Source organism: Pararhizobium polonicum (assembly GCF_001687365.1).
GTDB classification, from domain to species: Bacteria; Pseudomonadota; Alphaproteobacteria; order Rhizobiales; family Rhizobiaceae; genus Pararhizobium; species Pararhizobium polonicum.
The window spans coordinates 1-21,305 of the sequence record NZ_LGLV01000020.1 but is presented as its reverse complement, the minus strand read 5'-3'; the positions used below and the strand labels follow the sequence as shown (position 1 = coordinate 21,305).

The 21,305-nt window shown below is 61.2% G+C and carries 23 protein-coding genes; 11 read left to right on the top strand and 12 right to left on the bottom strand.

Annotated elements, in window-relative coordinates; genetic code table 11:
- The first annotated feature begins 1 nt into the window (after position 1).
- The 4 genes from ADU59_RS26700 (at position 2) to ADU59_RS26685 (ending at position 4,125) form a co-directional block, all read left to right on the top strand.
- Complete coding sequence (locus ADU59_RS26700; protein ID WP_068958379.1) at positions 2-553, top strand: DUF1003 domain-containing protein; 552 nt, start codon at positions 2-4, stop codon at positions 551-553.
- A 213-nt stretch (positions 554-766) separates the two neighbouring features.
- A complete protein-coding gene (locus ADU59_RS26695; RefSeq protein ID WP_068958377.1) occupies positions 767-1,189 on the top strand; it encodes a TadE/TadG family type IV pilus assembly protein in 423 nt (140 codons plus the stop codon).
- Between the two features lies 1 nt (position 1,190).
- Positions 1,191-2,924 carry a pilus assembly protein TadG-related protein gene (locus tag ADU59_RS26690; RefSeq protein ID WP_068958375.1) on the top strand — a complete coding sequence of 578 codons (1,734 nt, stop codon included), beginning with the start codon at positions 1,191-1,193 and terminating at the stop codon, positions 2,922-2,924.
- 256 nt (positions 2,925-3,180) lie between these two features.
- The gene (locus ADU59_RS26685) at positions 3,181-4,125 is read left to right on the top strand and encodes a hypothetical protein (protein ID WP_068958608.1); all 945 of its coding nucleotides are present in this window, start codon (positions 3,181-3,183) and stop codon (positions 4,123-4,125) included.
- On the opposite strand, the gene ADU59_RS26680 is transcribed toward ADU59_RS26685, so the two are convergent.
- The 5 genes from ADU59_RS26680 to rpiA all read right to left on the bottom strand — a co-directional run bounded on the left by ADU59_RS26680 (position 4,114) and on the right by rpiA (position 9,353).
- Positions 4,114-4,512 (bottom strand): GFA family protein, encoded by a 399-nt coding sequence (locus ADU59_RS26680; protein WP_068958373.1) that lies wholly within the window; start codon positions 4,510-4,512, stop codon positions 4,114-4,116. The two genes, ADU59_RS26685 and ADU59_RS26680, sit on opposite strands and share 12 nt — an antisense overlap.
- A gap of 131 nt (positions 4,513-4,643) precedes the next feature.
- Positions 4,644-6,017 carry a class II 3-deoxy-7-phosphoheptulonate synthase gene (locus ADU59_RS26675; RefSeq protein ID WP_068958606.1) on the bottom strand — a complete coding sequence of 458 codons (1,374 nt, stop codon included), beginning with the start codon at positions 6,015-6,017 and terminating at the stop codon, positions 4,644-4,646.
- Positions 6,018-6,289: 272 nt separating this feature from the next.
- The gene (gor, locus tag ADU59_RS26670) at positions 6,290-7,681 is read right to left on the bottom strand and encodes a glutathione-disulfide reductase (RefSeq protein WP_068958371.1); all 1,392 of its coding nucleotides are present in this window, start codon (positions 7,679-7,681) and stop codon (positions 6,290-6,292) included.
- 206 nt (positions 7,682-7,887) lie between these two features.
- The gene (locus ADU59_RS26665) at positions 7,888-8,439 is read right to left on the bottom strand and encodes a DUF2059 domain-containing protein (RefSeq protein ID WP_068958369.1); all 552 of its coding nucleotides are present in this window, start codon (positions 8,437-8,439) and stop codon (positions 7,888-7,890) included.
- Between the two features lie 221 nt (positions 8,440-8,660).
- On the bottom strand, positions 8,661-9,353 hold the full coding sequence (rpiA, locus tag ADU59_RS26660) for a ribose-5-phosphate isomerase RpiA (protein ID WP_068958367.1): 693 nt from the start codon (positions 9,351-9,353) through the stop codon (positions 8,661-8,663).
- Between the two features lie 223 nt (positions 9,354-9,576).
- Between rpiA and ADU59_RS26655 the strand changes: the two genes are divergently transcribed.
- Positions 9,577-10,254, top strand: a complete 678-nt coding sequence (locus tag ADU59_RS26655; RefSeq protein WP_068958366.1) for an HAD family hydrolase — start codon at positions 9,577-9,579, stop codon at positions 10,252-10,254.
- Between the two features lie 46 nt (positions 10,255-10,300).
- Here the strand turns inward: ADU59_RS26655 and ADU59_RS26650 are convergent, their stop codons facing one another.
- Positions 10,301-12,184 (bottom strand): L,D-transpeptidase family protein, encoded by a 1,884-nt coding sequence (locus ADU59_RS26650; RefSeq protein ID WP_068958364.1) that lies wholly within the window; start codon positions 12,182-12,184, stop codon positions 10,301-10,303.
- 168 nt (positions 12,185-12,352) lie between these two features.
- On the opposite strand from ADU59_RS26650, the gene ADU59_RS30450 reads away from it, so the two are divergent.
- The 4 genes from ADU59_RS30450 (at position 12,353) to ADU59_RS26635 (ending at position 16,211) form a co-directional block, all read left to right on the top strand.
- The gene (locus tag ADU59_RS30450; protein WP_139093229.1) at positions 12,353-12,619 is read left to right on the top strand and encodes a hypothetical protein; all 267 of its coding nucleotides are present in this window, start codon (positions 12,353-12,355) and stop codon (positions 12,617-12,619) included.
- Between the two features lie 121 nt (positions 12,620-12,740).
- A complete protein-coding gene (gene fumC / locus ADU59_RS26645) occupies positions 12,741-14,153 on the top strand; it encodes a class II fumarate hydratase (protein WP_099050947.1) in 1,413 nt (470 codons plus the stop codon).
- A gap of 180 nt (positions 14,154-14,333) precedes the next feature.
- Entirely contained in the window at positions 14,334-15,401 is a 1,068-nt protein-coding gene (locus tag ADU59_RS26640) for a GGDEF domain-containing protein (protein ID WP_068958359.1), read from the top strand.
- 168 nt (positions 15,402-15,569) lie between these two features.
- Complete coding sequence (locus ADU59_RS26635; RefSeq protein WP_068958357.1) at positions 15,570-16,211, top strand: L,D-transpeptidase; 642 nt, start codon at positions 15,570-15,572, stop codon at positions 16,209-16,211.
- A gap of 75 nt (positions 16,212-16,286) precedes the next feature.
- Here the strand turns inward: ADU59_RS26635 and ADU59_RS26630 are convergent, their stop codons facing one another.
- The 5 genes from ADU59_RS26630 to ADU59_RS26610 all read right to left on the bottom strand — a co-directional run bounded on the left by ADU59_RS26630 (position 16,287) and on the right by ADU59_RS26610 (position 19,790).
- Complete coding sequence (locus ADU59_RS26630; RefSeq protein ID WP_068958355.1) at positions 16,287-16,859, bottom strand: nucleoside 2-deoxyribosyltransferase; 573 nt, start codon at positions 16,857-16,859, stop codon at positions 16,287-16,289.
- A gap of 37 nt (positions 16,860-16,896) precedes the next feature.
- A complete protein-coding gene (locus tag ADU59_RS26625; RefSeq protein ID WP_068958353.1) occupies positions 16,897-17,700 on the bottom strand; it encodes a M15 family metallopeptidase in 804 nt (267 codons plus the stop codon).
- Positions 17,684-18,073, bottom strand: coding sequence for a hypothetical protein (locus ADU59_RS26620; RefSeq protein ID WP_068958351.1), 390 nt, complete (start codon positions 18,071-18,073; stop codon positions 17,684-17,686). Before ADU59_RS26620 ends, ADU59_RS26625 begins: the two co-directional genes overlap by 17 nt.
- Positions 18,074-18,182: 109 nt before the next feature.
- A complete protein-coding gene (locus ADU59_RS26615; protein ID WP_068958604.1) occupies positions 18,183-18,791 on the bottom strand; it encodes a pyridoxamine 5'-phosphate oxidase family protein in 609 nt (202 codons plus the stop codon).
- 90 nt (positions 18,792-18,881) lie between these two features.
- The gene (locus ADU59_RS26610; RefSeq protein WP_068958349.1) at positions 18,882-19,790 is read right to left on the bottom strand and encodes an alpha/beta hydrolase; all 909 of its coding nucleotides are present in this window, start codon (positions 19,788-19,790) and stop codon (positions 18,882-18,884) included.
- Between the two features lie 48 nt (positions 19,791-19,838).
- On the opposite strand from ADU59_RS26610, the gene ADU59_RS26605 reads away from it, so the two are divergent.
- A complete protein-coding gene (locus ADU59_RS26605; RefSeq protein WP_068958347.1) occupies positions 19,839-20,324 on the top strand; it encodes a MarR family winged helix-turn-helix transcriptional regulator in 486 nt (161 codons plus the stop codon).
- 18 nt (positions 20,325-20,342) lie between these two features.
- Here the strand turns inward: ADU59_RS26605 and ADU59_RS26600 are convergent, their stop codons facing one another.
- Positions 20,343-20,717 (bottom strand): gamma-butyrobetaine hydroxylase family protein, encoded by a 375-nt coding sequence (locus tag ADU59_RS26600; protein WP_068958345.1) that lies wholly within the window; start codon positions 20,715-20,717, stop codon positions 20,343-20,345.
- Positions 20,718-20,967: 250 nt separating this feature from the next.
- Between ADU59_RS26600 and ADU59_RS26595 the strand changes: the two genes are divergently transcribed.
- On the top strand, positions 20,968-21,305 hold a 338-nt coding region (locus tag ADU59_RS26595), incomplete at its 3' end, for a radical SAM protein (protein WP_139093233.1).

Below are 21,305 nucleotides of genomic sequence, written 5' to 3'. Positions count from 1 at the left end.
CATGTCGCATATCGATGAAGTCTCCCACCTTCTTTTCGGCAAACCGAGCAGTGAGCTCGGCCCGGTGGAACGCCATGTTCTGCACCACGCCAAGGAACGGAAAACCCTGTCGCAGGACACCAATGCCGCCTTCGTCGCCGAACAGGGCTTCGGCGACCGGATGGCCGATACCATTGCCCGCATCGGCGGCTCCTGGGGTTTCATCATCGGCTTCCTGATATTCCTGGCCGTATGGGCCACCGCCAACACCATCCTTTTGACCCGGGATGCATTCGACCCCTACCCTTTCATCTTCCTCAATCTGCTCTTGTCGATGATCGCGGCCCTGCAGGCGCCGATTATCATGATGTCGCAGAACCGGCAGGCCATGAAGGATCGCTTCGACGCTTCGAAGGATTATGAGGTCAACCTCAAGTCGGAAGTGGAACTGATTTCACTGCACCACAAGATCGATACCGTGCTGCTGCGCGAAATCGCCGAGCTGCGCGCCGATGTGAGCCGGCTGCACGGACAGCTGGCACAATACAAGAGTGGAGACAGTTCACCGGCATGATTGTCCCGTCTGTGTCATTCCGGTGCGGGCATCGGAGCCGGAACGCCCGGCCGGCCAAGAATGATACAACCCTAAATATATGAAATACAACAATGAGACGCAGAAACATAAAATACAATTTATTGGTATATCGAAAAATTAACAAATGAAGCACACGATATAGGTGTATCGAGGCCAGTATATTGCCCCGATATAAACCTGGGAGTGTGTTTCATGTCTCTCCTTACGCGAATGCGCAGGAATGTCGAGGGGACCGCGGCGCTGGAATTTGCGCTCGTCGCTCCGCTGTTCTTCATGACCATATTCACCATGATCGGTTACGGCATCTATCTGAGTGCCAGCTACTCGGTCCAGCAGATCGCCGCCGATACGGCGCGAACAGCCGTGGCGGGTCTATCGTCGGTGGAACGAAAGAGCCTGAGCAACACCTACATTCAGTCGTCAAAGCTGGACTATGCCTTCATCAACAAGAGCAAATTGAACGTCGACGTCAAGGACGATGCCAGCAACCTCAATCAATTCACCGTCACCGTTGCCTATGATTCCAGTGACTTACCGATCTGGAACCTGTTTGCCTTCGCGTTGCCCGACAAGGTGATCAGACGATACGCAACAATCAGGCTGGGAGGAATCTGATATGCCCCACACAACTTCGAAGCATCGCAGCTTTTTTGCCGACAAGGCCGGCAATATCGGCATTTCCGCCGCCTTCGTCCTGCCCCTGGTCGTTCTATCGCTCGGGCTGGGTGTCGACTACGGTTACCTGACGCTGCAAAAGCGCGAAATGCAGGGAATTGCCGACATTACCGCCATCGTCGCGGCATCGGATTTGCCGAACGCGGAAGCGACAACGCTCAACCACCTCAAGACCAATGGCCTCAACCTTGCCGTTGCAACCAAGAGTGGATTGATGACTACGGACGGCAAGATCATCCCGAATGACCTTACCGCGATCAAAAACGGCATCCTCACCATCGTCAAGGGCCGCTATGTGCCGGATCCCGCCCTGCCGACCGGTCAGCGGTTCGTCGCCAATGCCACGCCCGAGGATGCGGCCCAGATTTCGATCGAAAAGCAGGGATCGCTTCATCTCGCAGCCATGTTCAGCCCTCCGCCGACGATGAGTGCCGTCGGTACGGCGGCCAGCACCAAGCTTGCATCCTTCTCGATCGGTTCGCGGCTCGCCAGCCTCGACGGCGGCATCCTCAACAGCCTTCTCGGCCAGATGCTGGGCACGACGATTTCGCTCAAGGTGATGGATTACCAGGCGCTGCTGAATGCCGACATCGATATCCAGCCTTTCCTGAAGATCATCTCCACGCGCCTGAACCTGACGGCCGCCACCTATGACGACGTGCTGAAGGCGAACCTGACCATGCCGCAGCTGCTAGCCTCGATGCAACTGGTCCAGGGGCTCTCCAGCACTGTCAACTCCGCCCTCAAGTCGCTGGAAACGGCCACCAGCAAGAACAAGAAGACCTTCACGCTGTCGCAGCTTCTCAACATCGACCCCAAGAAGGGTCTGAGCGTCGATGCCGGCTCGAACTGGAACATGAAGATCAACGCTTTCAACATCATCTCGACCACCGCCGCGCTTTCCAACGGCAGCAACCAGATAGCGCTGGGCGCCATGGCGGGCCTGCCCGGAATAGCCTCGGCCACGGTCAAGCTCGCCATAGGCGAACCGCCTGTTGCAACGCCATCCAACAAGCTGGGTTCGCCAGGCTCGGCCGTTCGCACCGCGCAGACGCGGCTGATGGTCGAAGTCAACGTCGACGGCTTGGCCGTCCTGCTCGGACTGAAGATCAAGCTGCCTATCTATGTCGAAATCGCCTATGCGGAAGGCAAGCTGGCCGATATCCGCTGCTATGGCGGCTCGAACACGAATGCCAGCGTCTCCATCGATACCGTCCCCGGTCTGGCAGAAATCGCCATCGGTACGGTCGACCCCACGGCGCTGCAGAATTTCAGCACCACCGCGCGGGTTCAGAAAGCCAGAATCCTCGATTCCCTGCTGCTGCAGATCGACGGCATGGCCCATATCGAAGCCACGAACACGAAGGCGCAGCGGGTGACATTCAGCCCATCCGAAGTCGCCTCGAGCGTCGTCAAGACCGTCTCGACCAAGGACGCCCTGACATCGGTCACGCAGTCTCTGCTCTCCAACCTGGATGTCCAGATCCAGCTGCTGTTCCTGACGCTGGGCACTCCGAAAGCCGTGCTGGAGGCTCTTGCCAATACCTTGGGCGCGGTCACGCCCGCGGTCGATACGCTGCTCTACAATCTGCTGCTGGCCGTCGGCGTGCGGATCGGCGAAGCTGATCTCCGTGTAACCGGCGTCAACTGCCTGCAGCCGGTGCTGGTGCAGTAACCACCGCAACCTGCGCCCTCCTCCTCCAAAGCCGGATAGCAAATCGCTGTCCGGCTTTTCTGCTGCATGGAGACCGCGGTTTGCCGCAAAGCCGTTTGAGCCATGCGGCGCGTTCACGTCATCGTTCCCCGCTATTACCCGCCATTCCGCGAACAAAGGGTAGACTTTGGCCGTTTTGCGGGTGACATAATACCCGTTCAACCCGTCATTGATTCATCTTGCTGTTTCATCTCTTCACTGGATTCTCGCCAAGCTCATGACCGGCATACAGCCATCACCGATCGAAACCCCGGGCACCGGCCGCTCCTCCCCGGAGGTTGATGCGTTGGCGGCGAACCCGGCGCTGCTTGGCGTCCTGCAGCAGAGCACGCAGTACATGATCGGGCTTTACGACCATTTCCCAAGGATCGCCCGCCTGGTCGCGTCCCAGCAGAAATGGCTTCTCACCCAGGCCGCTTACGCGCTGCATCTGCAACGCGACCCCACGGATCCGCTATCGGGCATTACCGCGTCGCGGCTTCTCGATATCATCGTCGAATTCGACGCGGCGAGCCGCAACACGGCGACCGCCTTTCTGGCGGAAATGCTGGCCTACAAGCTCATCCGCGATGTTCCAGGCTCCCCCAGCAAACGCAGCCGTCCTCTGGAGCCGACGGACGTCAGCCACGAGGCGATGACGCTGTGGTTTCGTGGCCAGATGCACAGCCTCGACCTGCTCGACAGTGGTGGCCGCGTCGCGCGGCTGGAAGCCAATCCGGAGATTTTCCACCGCGCCCAGCCGATCGTGGCAAAACAGCTGATCGCCGACAGGGCATGGCGCGAACCGCCGCTCAGCATTTCCTGTTTCGTCTGGACCGAACATGGCGGCCTGATCCTTGATGATTTCATCTCTCGGATCGTCAACGCGGTGCCGCAGGACGGCTGCCACTGGGTCGAAAACCTGCGCTTTGCCGAGTTGTCCAGCCACTATTCCCTGTCGCGCACACATGTCCGCCGCCTGTTTTCCCGTGCCGAAGCGCTGGGCTCGCTTGGCTGGCAGGATCGCGGCAGCAGCAGGAACAGGACCTGGGCGACAGCCGCGTTCGTTGAGGATTACAAGCGCTGGCAGTCCATCAAGCTGTGCGCCTTCGACAGGGCCTATAACGATGCTGTCCGCTCGATCGACACCGGCACGCCCGGTGCCGGCACATCACCCGTTTGACTGCGCAAACTGCGGCAGGCCGTCATTGATCTCATAGAAATCACCCTTGTCGGCACAGAAGATGTGGACGCCGAAGGCCAGGCCGGTCGGGGTATCGAAGGTACCGGCCATGATCGACGTATAGTCGAGGGCGTCCATTTTCCAGAACAGGGCCGAGCCGCAGGTCCGGCAGAAGCCGCGACGGGCGTCCGCGCTTGACCGGTACCAGGTGACGTTCTCCGCGCCGTCGAGATCCAGCTCGCTGTCGCAAACATTGGTGGCCGCATAGTAAAGCCCCGTCTGCTTGCGGCATTGGGAACAATGGCAGGCGATGACTTCGCGCAGCCTGCCATGCGTCCGGAAACGGACAGCGCCGCAATTGCACGACCCGGTATGCTCTTCCGCCATCTTCATCCCCTAAAAATGCGTATTGGCCCGTCAAACAGGCATGAAAAAACCGGGCCAGCTTCGTCAGCCAACCCGGTTCTGTCAATTTCAATTCGCTCACACGCGGATCAGCAGCGCTGATCGGCCCGGGATCAACCGTTGACGACCATCCGCTTTTCGTCGCGGCCGCCCTTCATGCGCTCGGCCAGAAGGAAGGCCAGTTCGAGCGCCTGGTCGGCGTTGAGACGCGGATCGCAATGGGTGTGGTAACGGTCGCCGAGATCGGCGCCGGAAAGCGCACGGGCGCCGCCGGTGCATTCCGTCACGTCGTTGCCGGTCATCTCGATATGGATGCCGCCCGGATGCGTGCCTTCGGCGCGGTGGATCTGGAAGAAGCTTTCGACTTCCGACAGGATCCGCTCGAAGGGACGGGTCTTGTAGTTGTTGAGCGTGATCGTGTTGCCGTGCATCGGATCGCAGGACCAGACGACCTTGCGGCCTTCCTTTTCGACGGCGCGGATCAGGCGCGGCAGGTTTTCCGCCACCTTGTCATGGCCGAAGCGGCAAATCAGCGTCAGACGGCCGGCTTCGTTCGACGGGTTCAGGATGTCGATCAGCTCGATCAGACCATCGCCGGTCAGCGACGGACCGCATTTCAGGCCGAGCGGGTTCTTGATGCCGCGGCAATATTCGATATGCGCGTGATCGGCTTGGCGCGTCCGGTCGCCGACCCAGATCATGTGGCCGGATGTGGCGTACCAGTCACCCGAGGTCGAATCCACACGCGTCAGCGCCTGCTCGTAGCCGAGCAGCAGCGCCTCGTGGCTGGTGAAGAAATCGGTCTCGCGCAGGCTCGGATGGTTCTCCGAGGTGATGCCGATCGCCTTCATGAAATCCATCGTTTCGGAAATCCGGTTGGCGAGCTTGCGGTAACGCTCGGCCTGCGGGCTTTCCTTGACGAAGCCGAGCATCCACTGATGCACGTTTTCAAGGTTGGCATAGCCGCCCATCGCAAAAGCGCGCAGGAGGTTCAAGGTCGCAGCCGACTGCCGGTAGGCCATGATCTGGCGCTCCGGGTCCGGAATGCGGGCCTTTTCGGTGAATTCGATGCCGTTGATGATATCGCCGCGATAGCTCGGCAGCTCGACATCACCCTGGCGCTCGATATTCGACGAACGCGGCTTGGCGAACTGGCCGGCGATGCGGCCGACCTTGACGACCGGCTGCTGGGCGCCGAACGTCAGGACAACGGCCATCTGCAGGAACGCGCGGAAGAAGTCGCGGATGGTGTCCGCGCCATGTTCGGCAAAGCTCTCGGCGCAATCGCCGCCCTGCAGGAGGAATCCCTTGCCGTCCGCAACATTGGCAAGCTGGCTCTTCAGGCGGCGCGCTTCGCCGGCAAAGACCAGCGGCGGATAGGTCGCAAGCTGCGCTTCCGCGCTCGCAAGCGCTGCCATATCCGGAAAGTCCGGCACCTGCTGAATAGGCTTCTGCCGCCAGCTGTTCGGGGTCCAATTCTGTGCCATGTCGATCACCTGTTCTCTTGCGCAAGGTCCGCCGCAGCAGTCGCATCGCCGGATCCATGTCCCTGCAATGCCGCCTGAAACCGGATTTCAACCGCGTTTCGGCGGCACAATCCCCGGCCGCAGCTCCCCCTCTCGGGAAAACGGCGATTTTGCGGATGCGGGCTTATAAACGTTAACATGGCGATTGCAAAGCCATTGTACCAGCAAACTGCGCGCTGCCGGGCGGCTCGCGCACAAATTGCCGGCTGGTTTGCAAGCGGTAGGCCGGTAGCTTAGCCGACCCGCTCGCCATTCTTGATACGGTAGCTCGGCGTGTACATCGTCACCAGCTCCTCCGCCGCTGTCGGATGCACCGCCATGGTGCGATCGAAATCGTCCTTGGTGCAGCCCGCTTTCAGCGTGATTCCAAGCAATTGCGCCATTTCGCCCGCTTCGTGCCCGAGGATATGCACGCCCAGAACCTTGCGGTCGGCCGCATTGACGATCAGCTTCATGATCGTCTTTTCGCTGCGCCCGGACAATGTCGCCTTCATCGGCCGGAACTCGGCCCTGTAGACGTCCAGCGCGTCGAATTTCCTGGCCGCGTCCTCTTCCGAAAGCCCGACCGTGCCGATTTCCGGCTGGGAAAAGACGGCGGTGGCGATCAGATCGTGATCGGGCGATGTCGGGTTGCCCTTGTATTCCGTCTCGATGAAGCACATGGCCTCATGGATGGCGACCGGCGTCAACTGTACCCGATCGGTCACATCGCCGAACGCGTAGACGCCGGGCGCGCTGGTGCGCGAAAACGCATCGACGATGATGGCGCCGCGCTCGTTGACGGCGATCCCCGCCGCCTCCAGCCCCAGCCCCTTGGTGTTCGGCACACGGCCGAGCGCCAGCATCACCTGATCGGCACTCAGCGTGCCATGCTTCAGCGTTTCCGCGGCCAGCCGGCCATCGGCCGTCCGGGTGATGGATTGCAGCAGATCCTCGCAGAGGATGCGGATGCCCTTCTGTTCCATCGCCACATGCAGACCGCGCCGCATGTCCTGGTCGAAGCGCGACAGGATCTCCTTGCCGCGATAGATCAGCGTCGTCTCGACGCCCAGGCCATGGAAGATGTTGGCGAATTCGACGGCAATATAGCCGCCGCCGGCAATGACGATGGATTTCGGCAGTTCCTTGAGGTCGAAGGCCTCGTTCGAGCTGATGCACAGTTCATGGCCCGGCAGTGCATCGTGCGGCGTCGGATGGCCGCCCACCGCGATGACGATCCGCTCCGCCGTCACGGTTCTGCCGCTGTCCATCAGCTTGACGGTGTTCGGTCCGGTCAGCTCCGCCCTTGTATGCAGGATTTCGGCTCCGGCATTGGCGAGGCCCTTCTGGTAGAGCCCTTCCAGCCGGGTGATTTCCTTTTCCTTGGCGGCGACCAGTTTCTGCCAGTCGAATGTGCTTTCGCCGACGCTCCAGCCAAAGCCTGCCGCGTCCTCGAAATGCTCGGCAAATTGCGAGGCGTAGACATAGAGCTTCTTCGGCACGCAGCCGCGGATGACGCAGGTGCCGCCGTAGCGGAATTCCTCGGCGATCGCGACCTTCTTGCCCAGGGCCGCCGCGAGGCGCCCGCTGCGCACGCCCCCGGAACCGCCACCGATAACGAAGAGGTCATAATCGTAAGAAGCCATGCTGAAAAACTCCCGGCCGGGTCATATGCGAAGGAAGACGGGTCGCGGGAGGGCTACAGCCGCAATCGCGATACAGCGCCTCGCCGGCGAATCCGCCGTGTGATGCTGATATAGGGTGGCACGATACAAAATGAAAAGCCCGGAATGACCCGGGCTTCAGCAATTCATGACGAAACATCTGCCGGACGGAACCGGCGATCATCGCCTTATTGGGCAGGCGGTGTGGTCGTCGCACCTTCAATCGGCTGCTGGCCGGCGGTCAGGGTCGCGTTCAGTTCCTTGGTCGCGGCCGCGTTCAGGTCGCGGGAGATGCCCGACGCCCAGATATCGGCAGCCTTGACCATTTCGCGCGAGGCGATCGGACCGTCGTTCAGAAGCTTCTTGCCGGCGTCGGACGTGTAGAACGCCGTGATCGCGTTCAGCTGATCGACGGTGAAGGTCTTGGCATAGATCGTTGCCGCTTCACGCTCCAGATCGGCGCGGCGGGCGGCCAGTTCGAGCGCCTTGGCATCGACCGTCTTGGTGATCAGGTCCTCGTAGTTCGGCGAGGACTGGATGAGCGTGGTCTTCAGCCGCTCGGCCAGGCTCGGCAGGATGTTGTCGAAACCGTTGGTGGCAGCGATCGCCTCGATCGCGCCACGGGCGGCCTTGAGCTGCTCGTCGGTCACGTCCTGCGCCCGCAGGGTCGGGACCATGACGGCGGAAAGAATGATGGCAGTTGCAGCCATTGTACGGCCGAGACCTGCGAGATTGATCATGTCTGTAACGCTCCTGTCAGTTGACGCCGGGTTCCACGCGCGTCGTGCATCTGCGAAACCCCTGCATAATCCAATTTCAAAGCCATCGCCACCCTGCCGGGACAATCCCCGCCGGCGGCGACACTGTAACGATCCTCTGCAACCGCGCACGGCCACAGGTAGAAACCTTGCAACCACCGGCAAGAGGCTCAGGCGGTGGCAGCCACCCGAACCGCAGCCGGTCAGACCGTCATCACCCTCGCCCCCGCCGGACCGGCGATGATGGCCAGCGATGCGATGCCGATGAACAGCCCATGCTCAACCACGCCGGGAATGGCGTTCAGTTCGCATGCCAGCGCATCTGCATCAGGAATGCGGCCAAAAGATGCATCCAGAATCAGATGTCCGCCATCGGTCATGAAGGGCCCGTCACCCGAGGTTCTGACGGCGATTTCACCGGAAAGCCCATGCCGCGCCGCCAGCTTCTCGACGGCAATGCGCGTGGCAGCCAGCCCGAAGACGTTCACCTCGATCGGCAGCTTGAAGGCGCCGAGCGTATCGACCACCTTGGTCTCGTCGGCAATGACGATCATCCGCGCCGAGGCGCAGGCAACGATCTTTTCCCGCAAAAGCGCGCCGCCGCCGCCCTTGATCAGCCGCAGCATCGGATCCACTTCGTCCGCGCCGTCGATGGTCAGGTCCAGTTCGGGAAGTTCTTCCAGCGATTTCAGCGGCACGCCGAGTTCGACGCAAAGCCGGGCCGTGCGCTCCGATGTCGGCACACCCTCGATGCGAAAGCCGGACGCCACCTTTTCGGCAAGCAGCCGGACGAACTCTTCCGCCGTCGAGCCGGTGCCGATACCGAGCCGCATACCATCCTCGACATAGTCGAGCGCTGCCTGGGCAGCCTTGATCTTCATTTCACGGGCGTCCATGCGCCACGCTCTCCTCAGCCGCTTGATCGATCAGACAGGGGCCAAAAATGCCATCCTGCCATTCCGCTGAGACGTTTACACGGCTGCAACGGCAAACAAAAGCCAAAATAGCAGGCGAGACGCAAATGGCGAAACTGCGCCTGCTGGCAAAGTCGCGATTGCTTTTTGCCACCGGTTCCCCTACCCGGATTGCAGCCATTCATACCTGTTTCAAGAGGGTCCCGTGTCCGCATCCGTAGTCGTTTTTGATCTTGATGGAACCCTCGTCGATACCGCTCCCGACCTCGTCGCAAGCCTCAACCATGCGATCACGCAGGCCGGCCTCGCACCGGTGAGTTACGGTGACCTGACCCATCTGGTCGGGCACGGCGCCAAGGCGATGATCGAGCGCACCTTCACGCTGCGCGGCAAGCCGCTCAGCGCCGCTGACCTCGACTGGCAGATGAAGGAATTCGTGGATTTCTATCACGGCTCGATGCCGGGCGATTCCATCCCCTATCCGGGTGTCGTCACCGCCATGGATCGCCTGGCCGCTGCCGGCTACACGCTTGCCGTCTGCACCAACAAGCTGGAAATGCTTGCCAGGAGCCTGCTGAACGGGCTTGGGCTTTCCCCCCGCTTCGCGGCGATCACCGGCGGCGATACGTTTGCCGTGCGCAAGCCCGATGCCGAACATCTGCTGTCGACCATCCGTCTTGCCGGTGGAGTACCGGAAAAGGCAGTGATGATCGGCGACAGCCTCAACGACATTCTCGTCGCGAAAAACGCCTCCGTCCGCTCGATCGGCGTTCCCTTCGGCTATTCTGACGTGTCGATCGAAAGCCTGGAACCCGATCTGATCGTGCGCCACTTCGACGACCTGACCCCCGAACTGATCGAACGGCTGATCGCGCGGGCATGAAAAAGGCGGCTCGAAGCCGCCTTTTTCATCATCTTCTGAACAACGCTCAGCCTTCCGCGCGGCGCGCCAGGCGCGTCGCTTCGAGCGCGCGATTCATGTACATGTCGCGGTCATAGACGTCGTGGAAATATTCCACCGTGCCGTCCTTGTTCGGCCATGCGGTGAAATAGGCGACATAGACCGGAATCTTCTGCGGCACGGACACACCCTTGTTGCGGCCGCCGGCAATCTGCTTGGCGACATCATCGACCGTCGTGCCCAGCACGGCAGCCGCCATCCGGCGCGGATCGGCCAGCCGCACGCAGCCATGGCTCAGGGCACGATCATCCTTCTTGAAGAAGCTCTTCGACGGCGTGTCGTGCATGTAGATGGCATGCGCGTTCGGAAACAGGATCTTCAGCTCACCCAACGCGTTGTCGCTGCTCGGCGGCTGGCGGACGGAAACGCCGGCCGTCGAACCGTTCCAGTTGACGTCGTAGGACGAAACCGGACGCCCGCCAACCTCCACCTGATAGCCGAGACGATCGAGGTAACCCGGATCGCTGCGCAGCTTCGGCAGCATCTCGTTGATGATGATCGACTGCGGCACGCCCCAGAACGGATTGAATTCGACCGTCTGGATCTGGTCTTCGAAGAAGAACGTCTGGTGCGCCTTGGAACCGACCACGACCCGCATCGAGAACTGCTCGGCGCCCTTGTCGTGGTAATAGACCATAAAGGCCGGTTGATTGATGAAGACATAGCGGCTGCCCAGATCGGCCGGCAGCCAGCGCGCCTGCTCCATGGCGATCCGCACCTTGTCGATCTTGCCGGCGGTGCTGTCGCCGCCCGTCAGGATACGGATCGAGGCCTTGCCGACAATGCCGTCTGGCTTCAGGCCGTTTTCCTTCTGGAAGCCTTCGATCAGCGCCACCAGTTCCGGCGTATAGTCCGGCGTTCCCTGATAGGCAGAGAGGGTCGCTACGTGCTCGGCCTTCAGCGCATCCGAACCCTTGACGCGAATGGCGTCAACCACATTGGCAAGCTCGGGATTGCTGATGCCCGGCTTCAGCAGCGTGCCCGGCGCAATCGTGATCTGCGGCGCATCATCCGTCGCCGCCTGCAGCGTCTTCAGCTCGTTCTTCAGGGCAAGGAATTCGGGGCCGGCAGGCGTCTGCGAATTGAGGTATGCCGCGACATCGTGGCTTCTGGCGATATTGTCCAGCTTGCCCGTCAGGTTGACGTCCTTGCGCTTGAAATCGTGGTAACCGGAAATCTTGTTCGGGTCGATGCGGCCGCGCACGGTATCGGCGATATAGGTCAGCGATGCCGCCGAAAGCTGGATTTCGAATTCGACCAGCGCCTTTTCGCGCGCCGCCATGTCGTTGCGGTCGAATGTATCGGACGGCACGGTAACGGCGTAATCCTTCGGGTCGAGCCCGACATCGGCCGCCTTCTCGAGCACTGCGAGCGCAGCCCTGGCTGACGCATTCGGCGCATCGCCATCGATCCAGACAAATCCGTCGCGACCGGTATAGAAAGTCTCGATCGCCTTGGCGACATCGGCCGGAGCATAGACCGCGACATCAGGCAGAAACCGTCGGGCATCGGCCAGCGAGGCGCCGGGCACCGGCGGCTGGGGATCGCTGTCGACGGAACCGGTCACCACCGGATCAAGCAGCTTTGCCGTGGCGATACGGCGCAACGGCTCGGCCTTGTAGGTATAATATTGCGGCGCGGTCACCTTTGGCAGCGGCCGCACGACCTGGGCCTGCTTCTGGGCCCGCGGCGTCTGCTGGACGCTTGGCTGCGGCTGAACCTCTTCGACAACCGGCTTTTTCTTGCGAAAGATATCCAGCAAATTCAGCGCTTCCGCGCGATGAACACCAAGAGAGGTGAGCGCACACCCGGCCATCAGTGTCACAATCGCTGCAGTCTTCATCAATTTCATTGGCTTACTCGTCCCCGTATCGCATTGCCGCCGTCAGCGGTTCGCGCCCGATGCCCATCATGTCACCGAGCTTTCGTACTTATAAGAAAGGATGGTGAATGAAAAGGAAACGCCACCCCTTCCGGCCCTGCGCCAACCCTCACAAATGCGTGACAGACCGGCAGCAGAATGACGGATGAGGCCGTCCAAAAATTTGAATTCCTTGGATTATTTTTCGACACCCGCGAAAAATCGCAGTCCCTTGCAAAAATCCCGGCGATCGCCTTGCAAACTATCCACCCGCTTGTGTCTGAAAAGGCACAGGAACACCGCCGGCAGGCTGCCGGGCAGACCATCGGCAGACTGCAATGCCCGGTGCACGCGCAAGCCGGCATTTCAAACGATTGTAGCATGCCCCGAAGGCATGCAACCCCTTTACAAGCACCGGCCTCCTGAGCCAGAGAGAACCGCATCAAAGCTTCAGACCGTCGCAGCGCGGCGGCCTCATCCACCTTCCGGTCTCGACACCGCCCGGTCTCAACATCGCCGGTCTCGATATCGCCGGTCTCGACATCGAATGACGAAAGCAGGGATTACGATGACATCAACGCGCACGGAAACAGATACGTTCGGCCCGATCGAAGTCGCAAGCGACCGCTACTGGGGCGCACAGGCGCAACGCTCGCTCGGCAACTTCAAGATCGGCTGGGAAAAGCAGCCACTGTCGATCGTACGTGCGCTCGGCATCGTCAAGCAGGCCGCCGCCCGCGCCAACATGGAGCTGCAGGGCCTCGACCCGACCGTCGGCAAGGCGATCATCGAAGCCGCACAGGAAGTCATCGACGGCAAGCTCAACGACCATTTCCCGCTCGTCGTCTGGCAGACCGGTTCGGGCACGCAGTCGAACATGAATGCCAATGAGGTGATCTCCAACCGCGCCATCGAAATGCTCGGCGGCGTCATGGGCTCGAAGAAGCCGGTGCATCCGAACGATCACGTCAACATGAGCCAGTCGTCGAACGACACCTATCCGACGGCCATGCACATTGCCTGCGCCGAGCGCGTCGTTCACGACCTCCTGCCGGCCCTCAAGCATCTGCATCAGGCGCTCGAAGCCAAGGTGAAGGCCTTCGATCACATCATCAAGATCGGCCGCACCCATACGCAGGACGCCACCCCGCTGACGCTCGGCCAGGAGTTCTCCGGCTATGCCGCGCAGGTCGCCTCCTCGATCAAGCGCATCGAGATGACCCTGCCCGGTCTTTGCGAACTGGCACAGGGCGGCACGGCGGTCGGAACCGGCCTCAACGCGCCGATCGGCTTTGCCGAAAAGGTCGCCGAAGAGATTGCCAAGATCACCGGCATCGCCTTCGTCACCGCGCCCAACAAGTTCGAGGCGCTGGCCGCGCATGATTCGATGGTGTTCAGCCACGGCGCCATCAATTCGGCAGCTGCCGCCCTCTTCAAGATCGCCAACGACATCCGCTTTCTGGGCTCCGGTCCGCGCTCGGGCCTCGGCGAACTGTCGCTGCCGGAAAACGAGCCGGGCTCGTCGATCATGCCGGGCAAGGTCAATCCCACCCAGTGCGAAGCGCTGACGCAGGTCTGCGTGCAGGTGTTCGGCAACAATGCAGCACTGACCTTTGCCGGCAGCCAGGGCCATTTCGAGCTCAACGTCTACAATCCGCTGATGGCCTACAACTTCCTCCAGTCCGTCCAGCTTTTGGCCGATGCGGCCGTCTCCTTTACCGACAATTGCGTCGTCGGCATCGAGGCCCGCGAGGACAACATCAAGGCGGCGCTCGACCGCTCGCTGATGCTGGTCACGGCGCTGGCCCCGAAGATCGGCTATGACAATGCCGCCAAGATCGCCAAGACTGCCCACAAGAACGGCACGACGCTGCGCGAGGAAGCCGTTGGCGGCGGCTACGTAACCGACGCCGAGTTCGACGCCGTCGTTCGCCCGGAAACGATGATCAGCCCATCCTGATCCTGGCGTCCGGTATCATCCGGTAACGCATAACAAGGCCGCGGACATCGCGGCCTTGTTACTTTTGCGTGCCACAAAATATACATACAATCTGAGCGATTTGTTTTCTCAAACGTTAAGCCTTCCAAAATCTTTCATCCCTAAAACTAGCAACCGGAGACAACAGGACAGGAGCTTGCCATGCAAGCGGCTTCGAACAAAACGCAAGTACCCGATATTGCAGCGCAGGTGACCTATGCGATGCGCATCATGGGCATCTCGCCACTACCGCGCAATTACGAGCTCTATTACGAAGCCTATATCGGTTCCAACCCGAAGCTGACCAAGGAACTGGCCGCACTCGGCAGCCGGGCGACCCAGGAAGAACTGGACGAGATCGGCGCGCGCTACTTCGCCCATGTCCACCATGCGGCCGGCATCGACCGGGCCCACAATCATCTTGCAAGCGAACTCGGCGATCTCCTCAAGCTGTTGAAGGACGAACAGTTCGCGCTTGAAAACTACAACAAGCTGCTGGACGAGACCTACCAGAACATCACCGGCAAAAGCAGCTCCAGCGCCGAAATCCTGCGCCAGTGCGTCAGCATCCTGACCGAAGCGACCGCCGACACGATGAACCAGGGCAAGGAACGGGCCGAAAACGTCTCGCTCAAATCCTTCGAGATGGAAGTCATCCGCCAGGAACTCGACGAATACAAGCGCATCGCCAACACCGATTCGCTGACACGCCTTGCCAACCGCCGGGCCTTCGACGAGAAACTGGCATCCGTCTACAATTCCGAGCAGCTTCGCACCTATACCGGCCTGCTGATTGCCGATATCGACCACTTCAAGAAGGTCAACGACAGCTACGGCCATCCGGTCGGCGACAAGATTCTGGCGACCGTCGGCACGGTCATCCGCGCCAATCTGCGCCGTGACGCCTTCGTGGCGCGCACCGGCGGCGAGGAATTCGCCATCATCCTCGGCGACAGCAGCCTTGAGGAAAGCCTGCAGGTGGCCGAGCGTATCCGCAATGCGCTTTCGACCACGCCCTTCAAGAACTCCAAGACCGGCGTCAACTACGGCCCGATCACGCTGTCTCTCGGCGTCTGCCAGGCATCGCATGCCGATGATCCGGTCGATCTCTACAACAAGGCCGATATCGCACTCTACTGCGCCAAGAATGCCGGCCGCAACAGGACGATCCTGTTCGAGGAAGGCATGAAGAAGGATACCGGCAAGAACTGGCTGATCTACCGCAAATAGGCGGTTGCAGCCAGAACGGACCGGGATGGCGGCAACGCATTCTGCCGTGTTTTCGCCGCGTTCCCCAGGAAACAGCCCCGCTCCCGCCGATTGGCTAGAAAAGCTCCAGACAAGGGAGCGCGCCGGAATGAACCGGAAAATCTCCCGCACGAACCGGGAGATACGGACATGAAGACCATTCTCGCAGCCCTGATCGCAACCGCCATTCTTGCGCCCGCAGCACATGCCGCCGGCAAGGACGGCTCCTTCGACGTCGCCTCGCTCCAGTCCTCATCCGCCAAGACCGGCTGGCTGCAGGTGCTCTCGGAAGGCAAGCCGGCCAAGGCAAAGACCGCCGGCAGGAACATCAACCTGTCGCCCGTCCCGCGCGAACTGATCGCCTTCACCGAAAACGTCGCCCCCGGCACGATCATCATCGACAATTCCGACCGCCGCCTCTACCACGTGCTCGGCAACGGCGTTGCCATGCAGTACGGCGTCAGCGTCGGCCGCGAGGGTTTCATCTGGACCGGCACCAACACGGTCAGCCGCAAGGCCGAATGGCCGACCTGGAACCCGCCGGAAGAGATGCGCACCCGTGAAGCGAAGAAGGGCCACATCCTGCCCGTCACCATGAAGGGCGGCATCGAGAACCCGCTCGGCGCCCGCGCCATGTATCTCGGCTCGACCATCTACCGCATCCACGGCACCAACCAGCCGTCCTCGATCGGCAAGGCAATGTCATCCGGCTGCATCCGCATGGCCAACGAGGATGTCGAGCATCTCTACGCCAATGTCACGATCGGCACCAAGGTCATCGTCCGCGATTAAGACGTCCGACCGCCGGAGATAACAATGACGACGCGGGGTCTTTCGGTCCCGCCACCTTATCAACCGCGCATCGTCTCAATCGCCGTGGCGTTCGGCAAAGAGCCGCAGGCATTCGGCGAAGGCCGTAAGATCCGTGTAGATCCGGTCGGCCGGCGCATTGCCGATGACGAAAGCCCCGCCCCGGCTCTTGATCCCGCCGTCCAGCATCAGATTGTCGGCCATGTCGAAATCCTCGAGCGACAACCCGTCCGGGCCGCGCACGCGTCCGTCCGCGGATTGCGTTAGATCGCCCTTGTAATATTCGGCACAGCGCTTGAAGTGATCGTCGGGAACATTGGTATAGGCATAGACTGCCTTGCCGAGCGCGCACATGAAGCCCAGTTCGAAACTCGTGCCGACATCGGCCGCCAGACCGCGAAACGGCGTCAAATTGGCCAGCACCGCATCCGCCTGCCGCATCATGCCTTCGTTGATGCCGCTGATGGCCAGCCCCCGCGCATTCTTGGTCTCCACCGGCGGCGGCGCCAGATCCCCAGGGCACAGCGGAATGAAACCGGCGGCACGCGTCATGTCGGCCTTCCTGCCGAGGATTTCCTTGCCGTTGGAAAGAAACACGTCCGGTCCGGCGAGGTAGATTTTCTTCTGCATATGACTGTCTGCCTTGGATTCGATCGAAAGGCAGACGTTAGCGGCAAGCGTCGCCACCCGCTACCCTGGCGATCGCCAGAAGTTCGGGCCGGTATTCGAAATGCATGGTGTCATAGTGATACCAGCGCCCGCCCCAGATGAAACCGTGCCGCTCGAAGGCATCGACGATCTTCATCGGGTATCTGTTCCTGTAGTGCGGTACCCTGCCCGGCTTGCCGCCCGACCAGATCCAGTAATCGGCATATTTCGTGTTGATATCGATAGCCGCACCAAAACTGTGCACCGACATGTTTGGAGCCCCCGCCACCTTGCGCCAGTTGAAGGTTCCGGCCGATGGCGAGAGAAAGGGTTTGAGATCAGGCATTTCCTTCAGCGCGTCGCGCACCTTTTCCAGCGCCGCCGCCGCGCCCTGCCGTTTGGTCACGCGCAATGTCTTGCCGAACCAGTCCACATCCACGAGAGAGGCTTCGACTTCCCGGGCCGACGCACCATAAAGCCGCATCATCAGCGCATCGCTGCGGATGCGGCCCGGATCGAAATTGACATCAAGAGTGGTTTCGCACGGCCCGGCGGGATAAATCTGCGACAGGCTGTCTTCGATATCGCCGGATGCCAGTTTACCCGCATGGTCCTTGGCCTTGCCGTCATCGACCGGCAGCGACCCGCCGTCGCGAAAACGGATGGTTCCGTCTTGGCTCTTGAGAAGAGAATCCGGATAGGCTGCAATCAGCAGATCCACCTTGTCTGCGAGACTGAGTTCGGCAGCCTGCACCGGCAATGCCACAACCAGCATCGCCGCAGCAATCACCCAGCCGGGCCTCCGGTCAATCGACCGTAACATTGATATAGTCGCCCTGGGGTCCCCGGAAGATCTGGACATTGATCAAGGCTCCACCACGCAGCAATGCCCGCGCGGCGCGCGGCTCGATCGTGCCGTATTCGAGCATGCGCTCGGCTCTCTCGCGGTTCTTGGCGGAGGCGAAGAAACTGTCTCCCTCATCGCCCGGCTGCGTCACGCCATAGCGATGGTAATTCGCCCTGTCCTGCCGGATCACCTGCCACGGCTCGGTCAATGGTTCGCCGTAGGAATTGGTGAGATCTTCCGCGCCGATATAGGCATTGTATTCCTCGACCAGCCTGTCGGCTTTTGCGGCACCCGCCGAAAGGCCGAGCGTCATCGTGGCGGCCAGAAGAAAAGCGATCCTGTGTCTCATGTGTTCCCCCACGTGCGAAACCGGCGTTCCGCCTCCCATTCCACGGAGCACACCGCATCCGTTGCTGGAAAAACGTTTCGCCACGGGGATTTATTCAGACAGTTCCGGCCTACCACATCGTCTTTGCGGCGCGCTCCGGCCATTCGCGGTCGTAGGTGTCCTTGTCGAAATCGGCCTTGGCCGCCTTCAGCAGCGTACCCGGTGTCGGCAGGGACTGCGGATCGACGAAGCGCTCGGGATTCCAGATCTGCGAGCGGATCAGCGCGCGGGCACACTGGAAATAGACTTCGCCGATGGTGACGACGATGACGCTGCGCGGATGCTTGCCATCGACCTCGAAGGAACCGGTCAGCTCCGGATCGACGCTGACCACGGCCGTGCCGTTGATTCGCATCGTCGTATTCGAACCGGGAACGAGGAACATCAGCGCCACGCGCGGGTCACGGACGATATTGGCCAGCGAATCGACCCGGTTGTTGCCGCGCCAGTCCGGCATCAGCACGGTTTTCTCGTCGGCGATCCGCACGACGCAGGCATCGTCGCCGCGCGGCGAACAGTCAAGCCCTTCCGGCCCGACGGTGGCAAGCGCTGCAAACGGAGCCGCCTCGATCATATGAGCATAGTCCGGCGTCAGCCGGCTGGTGACCTTGACCAGCGACGCCTCGCTCGCGCCACCGTAAAGTGCGTTCAGTTCTTCCACCGTGCGAATGATTGTCATGCCATCCTCCATCGCCCCTTGCTCATCGAAACTGGGCGATCCTTTCAACGGATAGCATGACACCTTTATGACGGAACCCACAAGAAACGCTCAGGCGGCGGCTTTCCGATCCCCGGCATGAACGAAGGCATTGATCCGCGCGATCACCGGCGCTGCCGACACGATGCGGCGATGGCCGAAACCGTTGGCCCAGTGCAGTTCGACATTACACCCCGCCGCCGCATAGCGGCGCGCATGATCGGCCGAAACCTCCTTGTCGTCTTCCGCATGGATCACCAGCACGGGAACGGCCACACGCGCCAGAACGCGGGCGGCATCGAATTCCTCGACACGCCGGCCGGAGAGACGCACCACCACGCCTTCGAACGCCGCCTGCGCCTTCGGCGAAAGACGGAAAAGCTTGCCGAAGCCCTTGAACAGCCATGTCATTTCGCTGGGAGCACCGACCAGCACCATTCTCTTCGCACTGTGCGACGGCACATCGCAAACCAGGCCACCGGCGGCGCAGACCAGGCTCGCCCCGCCGAAGGAATGGCCAACGGCAACATCGAAGCCGCCGAAATGCCGCCAGGCGGCATCGATCGCCCGCACGGCCGCCGGCATGGTCAGCGTCCGCCCCGGCGAGGCGCCATGTCCCGGCCAGTCGAGCGCCACGACCTCGGCGCCATCCGCCGTCAGTCCCTCGATCATGGCGGCCAGATAATCGCTGCGCGATCCCCAGCCATGGACCAGCAGGATACGTTTGCCGGCCCCCTGCTCGGCCCGCGCCTCGAAGTGCCGCGCCATGACCCAGCCGCCCGCATAGGACAGCGTGACAGGCCGCGCCCGTGCCATGACAGGCACCGCCGCTGCCAGCGCCGCCTTTTCCTTGGCATTCGATGCCTTGCGCGAGGGCGTCAGGCTGAACAGGCGAAACACCAGCCGGCCCGCTGCCTGCGGAGAAAAGGCCGACACGCATTTGAGCCCGAGACGGGTGACCTCGATCGCAAAGGATGCCATAGTGGGATTCCTGTTTAAATGTTCAATGATGAACATTATTGTACAACGATGAACAAAAAGCAAGCAACGATCGAACCACATCATTTCCCCTGGGACCATCCGCGTTTCCGCAGCTGGATCGCCGTTGCCCGCGCCTGCCAGCTGATGCAGCAGACGCTGACGCGCGCGCTCGCCGAACTCGACGTCAAGCCGCCCCACCTCGATATCCTGATCAACCTCTACCGATTCGAGGGCATCACCCAGCAGGAGCTGGCGCGAAAACTTCTGGTCGGGCGCTCGAACATGAGCATGCTGCTGCCGCAGCTGGAAAAGCGCGGGCTGATCGAGCGGCGTGGCGATGCCAAGGACAAGCGCGTCTTGCGGCTGTCGCTGACGCCGAGCGGACGTGAACTGACGGAGCAGGCAATGGAGATCCAGACCGCGCTGATCGACACGTCGCTGGACAACGAACCGATCGAGGATTGCCTGCTCGTCGCCCAGTCGATGGAACGGCTGATCGCCCGTCTTTTGAAAGCGGAAGGCGATCTCGGTTAAAACAAGGGAGAAAGCCCGTTAGCGTGGTTTTTCCGCCTTGTCCCGGCTCATGCCCTTCTCCGCCAGGTCGCTCTCATAGGCGGCAAACAGGGTATCGCCGGTCTGGCCGAGCTCGCGCAGATAGTTCCAGGTGAAAATCCCGGTATCGTGAAGATCGTCAAAGCCGATGCGGACGGCATAATTGCCGGTCGGCGTCATCGAGATGATCGAGACGTTGCGCTTGCCGGGCACGGTCAGGCCCTGCCCCGGCCCATGGCCCTGAACTTCGGCCGACGGCGACAGCACGCGCAGCATCTCCGCCGACAGATCGAAAGAGCTTCCGTCGTTGAAAGCAACCGTCAGCCGGTGGCGGTCTTTCGAGACGCGCAGTTCGGTTGGCCAGATGTCGCTCATGATCGGCAGTCTCCATTGGTGCGGAGCAGCACTAGCGCAGATTCCCGCCGGAGGGAATTCCTCACACATTTCTCAAACTTATCGTGATCACCGGCAAAGTGTTTCGCATCGGTTTTCTCATGCTTTCGAGCGCTTGCGCCTTGACGCCGCCGGGTTTGGTCACGACATTGGTCAAACAGGGAGAATTGTGTTGAATACCGTCACCGTCGACAGGACCGGCGCTCACAAGCTGGTCGATGCCAAAACACCGATGATCGACCCCTTCGGGCGGGCCGTGACCTATCTGCGGGTTTCGGTGACGGATCGCTGCGACTTCCGCTGCACCTATTGCATGGCGGAAAACATGACCTTCCTGCCGAAGAAGGATCTCCTGACGCTCGAGGAGCTGAACCGGCTCTGTTCCGCCTTCATCGCCAAGGGCGTGCGCAAGCTGCGGCTGACCGGCGGCGAGCCGCTGGTGCGCAAGAACGCCATGTTCCTAGTGCGCGAACTCGGCAAGCATGTCCATGCCGGCAGGCTCGACGAACTGACGCTGACCACCAACGGTTCCCAGCTTGCGAAATATGCCGCCGAGCTTGCCGATTGCGG

Excerpts from the sequence above, each read along its gene's own strand:
- ADU59_RS26680 (WP_068958373.1), bottom strand. The coding sequence starts at position 4,512 with ATGGCGGAAGAGCATACCGGGTCGTGCAATTGCGGCGCTGTCCGTTTC.
- ADU59_RS26615 (WP_068958604.1), bottom strand. The coding sequence starts at position 18,791 with ATGACAATCATTCGCACGGTGGAAGAACTGAACGCACTTTACGGTGGC.
- ADU59_RS26630 (WP_068958355.1), bottom strand. The coding sequence starts at position 16,859 with ATGCAGAAGAAAATCTACCTCGCCGGACCGGACGTGTTTCTTTCCAAC.
- ADU59_RS26605 (WP_068958347.1), top strand. The coding sequence starts at position 19,839 with ATGAACAAAAAGCAAGCAACGATCGAACCACATCATTTCCCCTGGGAC.
- ADU59_RS26675 (WP_068958606.1), bottom strand. The coding sequence starts at position 6,017 with ATGGCACAGAATTGGACCCCGAACAGCTGGCGGCAGAAGCCTATTCAG.
- ADU59_RS26665 (WP_068958369.1), bottom strand. The coding sequence starts at position 8,439 with ATGATCAATCTCGCAGGTCTCGGCCGTACAATGGCTGCAACTGCCATC.
- ADU59_RS26600 (WP_068958345.1), bottom strand. The coding sequence starts at position 20,717 with ATGAGCGACATCTGGCCAACCGAACTGCGCGTCTCGAAAGACCGCCAC.
- ADU59_RS26610 (WP_068958349.1), bottom strand. The coding sequence starts at position 19,790 with ATGGCATCCTTTGCGATCGAGGTCACCCGTCTCGGGCTCAAATGCGTG.
- ADU59_RS26635 (WP_068958357.1), top strand. The coding sequence starts at position 15,570 with ATGAAGACCATTCTCGCAGCCCTGATCGCAACCGCCATTCTTGCGCCC.
- rpiA (WP_068958367.1), bottom strand. The coding sequence starts at position 9,353 with ATGGACGCCCGTGAAATGAAGATCAAGGCTGCCCAGGCAGCGCTCGAC.
- fumC (WP_099050947.1), top strand. The coding sequence starts at position 12,741 with ATGACGAAAGCAGGGATTACGATGACATCAACGCGCACGGAAACAGAT.
- ADU59_RS26700 (WP_068958379.1), top strand. The coding sequence starts at position 2 with ATGTCGCATATCGATGAAGTCTCCCACCTTCTTTTCGGCAAACCGAGC.
- ADU59_RS26650 (WP_068958364.1), bottom strand. The coding sequence starts at position 12,184 with ATGAAATTGATGAAGACTGCAGCGATTGTGACACTGATGGCCGGGTGT.
- ADU59_RS26640 (WP_068958359.1), top strand. The coding sequence starts at position 14,334 with ATGCAAGCGGCTTCGAACAAAACGCAAGTACCCGATATTGCAGCGCAG.
- ADU59_RS30450 (WP_139093229.1), top strand. The coding sequence starts at position 12,353 with ATGACGGATGAGGCCGTCCAAAAATTTGAATTCCTTGGATTATTTTTC.
- ADU59_RS26685 (WP_068958608.1), top strand. The coding sequence starts at position 3,181 with ATGACCGGCATACAGCCATCACCGATCGAAACCCCGGGCACCGGCCGC.
- gor (WP_068958371.1), bottom strand. The coding sequence starts at position 7,681 with ATGGCTTCTTACGATTATGACCTCTTCGTTATCGGTGGCGGTTCCGGG.
- ADU59_RS26625 (WP_068958353.1), bottom strand. The coding sequence starts at position 17,700 with ATGTTACGGTCGATTGACCGGAGGCCCGGCTGGGTGATTGCTGCGGCG.
- ADU59_RS26620 (WP_068958351.1), bottom strand. The coding sequence starts at position 18,073 with ATGAGACACAGGATCGCTTTTCTTCTGGCCGCCACGATGACGCTCGGC.
- ADU59_RS26695 (WP_068958377.1), top strand. The coding sequence starts at position 767 with ATGTCTCTCCTTACGCGAATGCGCAGGAATGTCGAGGGGACCGCGGCG.
- ADU59_RS26690 (WP_068958375.1), top strand. The coding sequence starts at position 1,191 with ATGCCCCACACAACTTCGAAGCATCGCAGCTTTTTTGCCGACAAGGCC.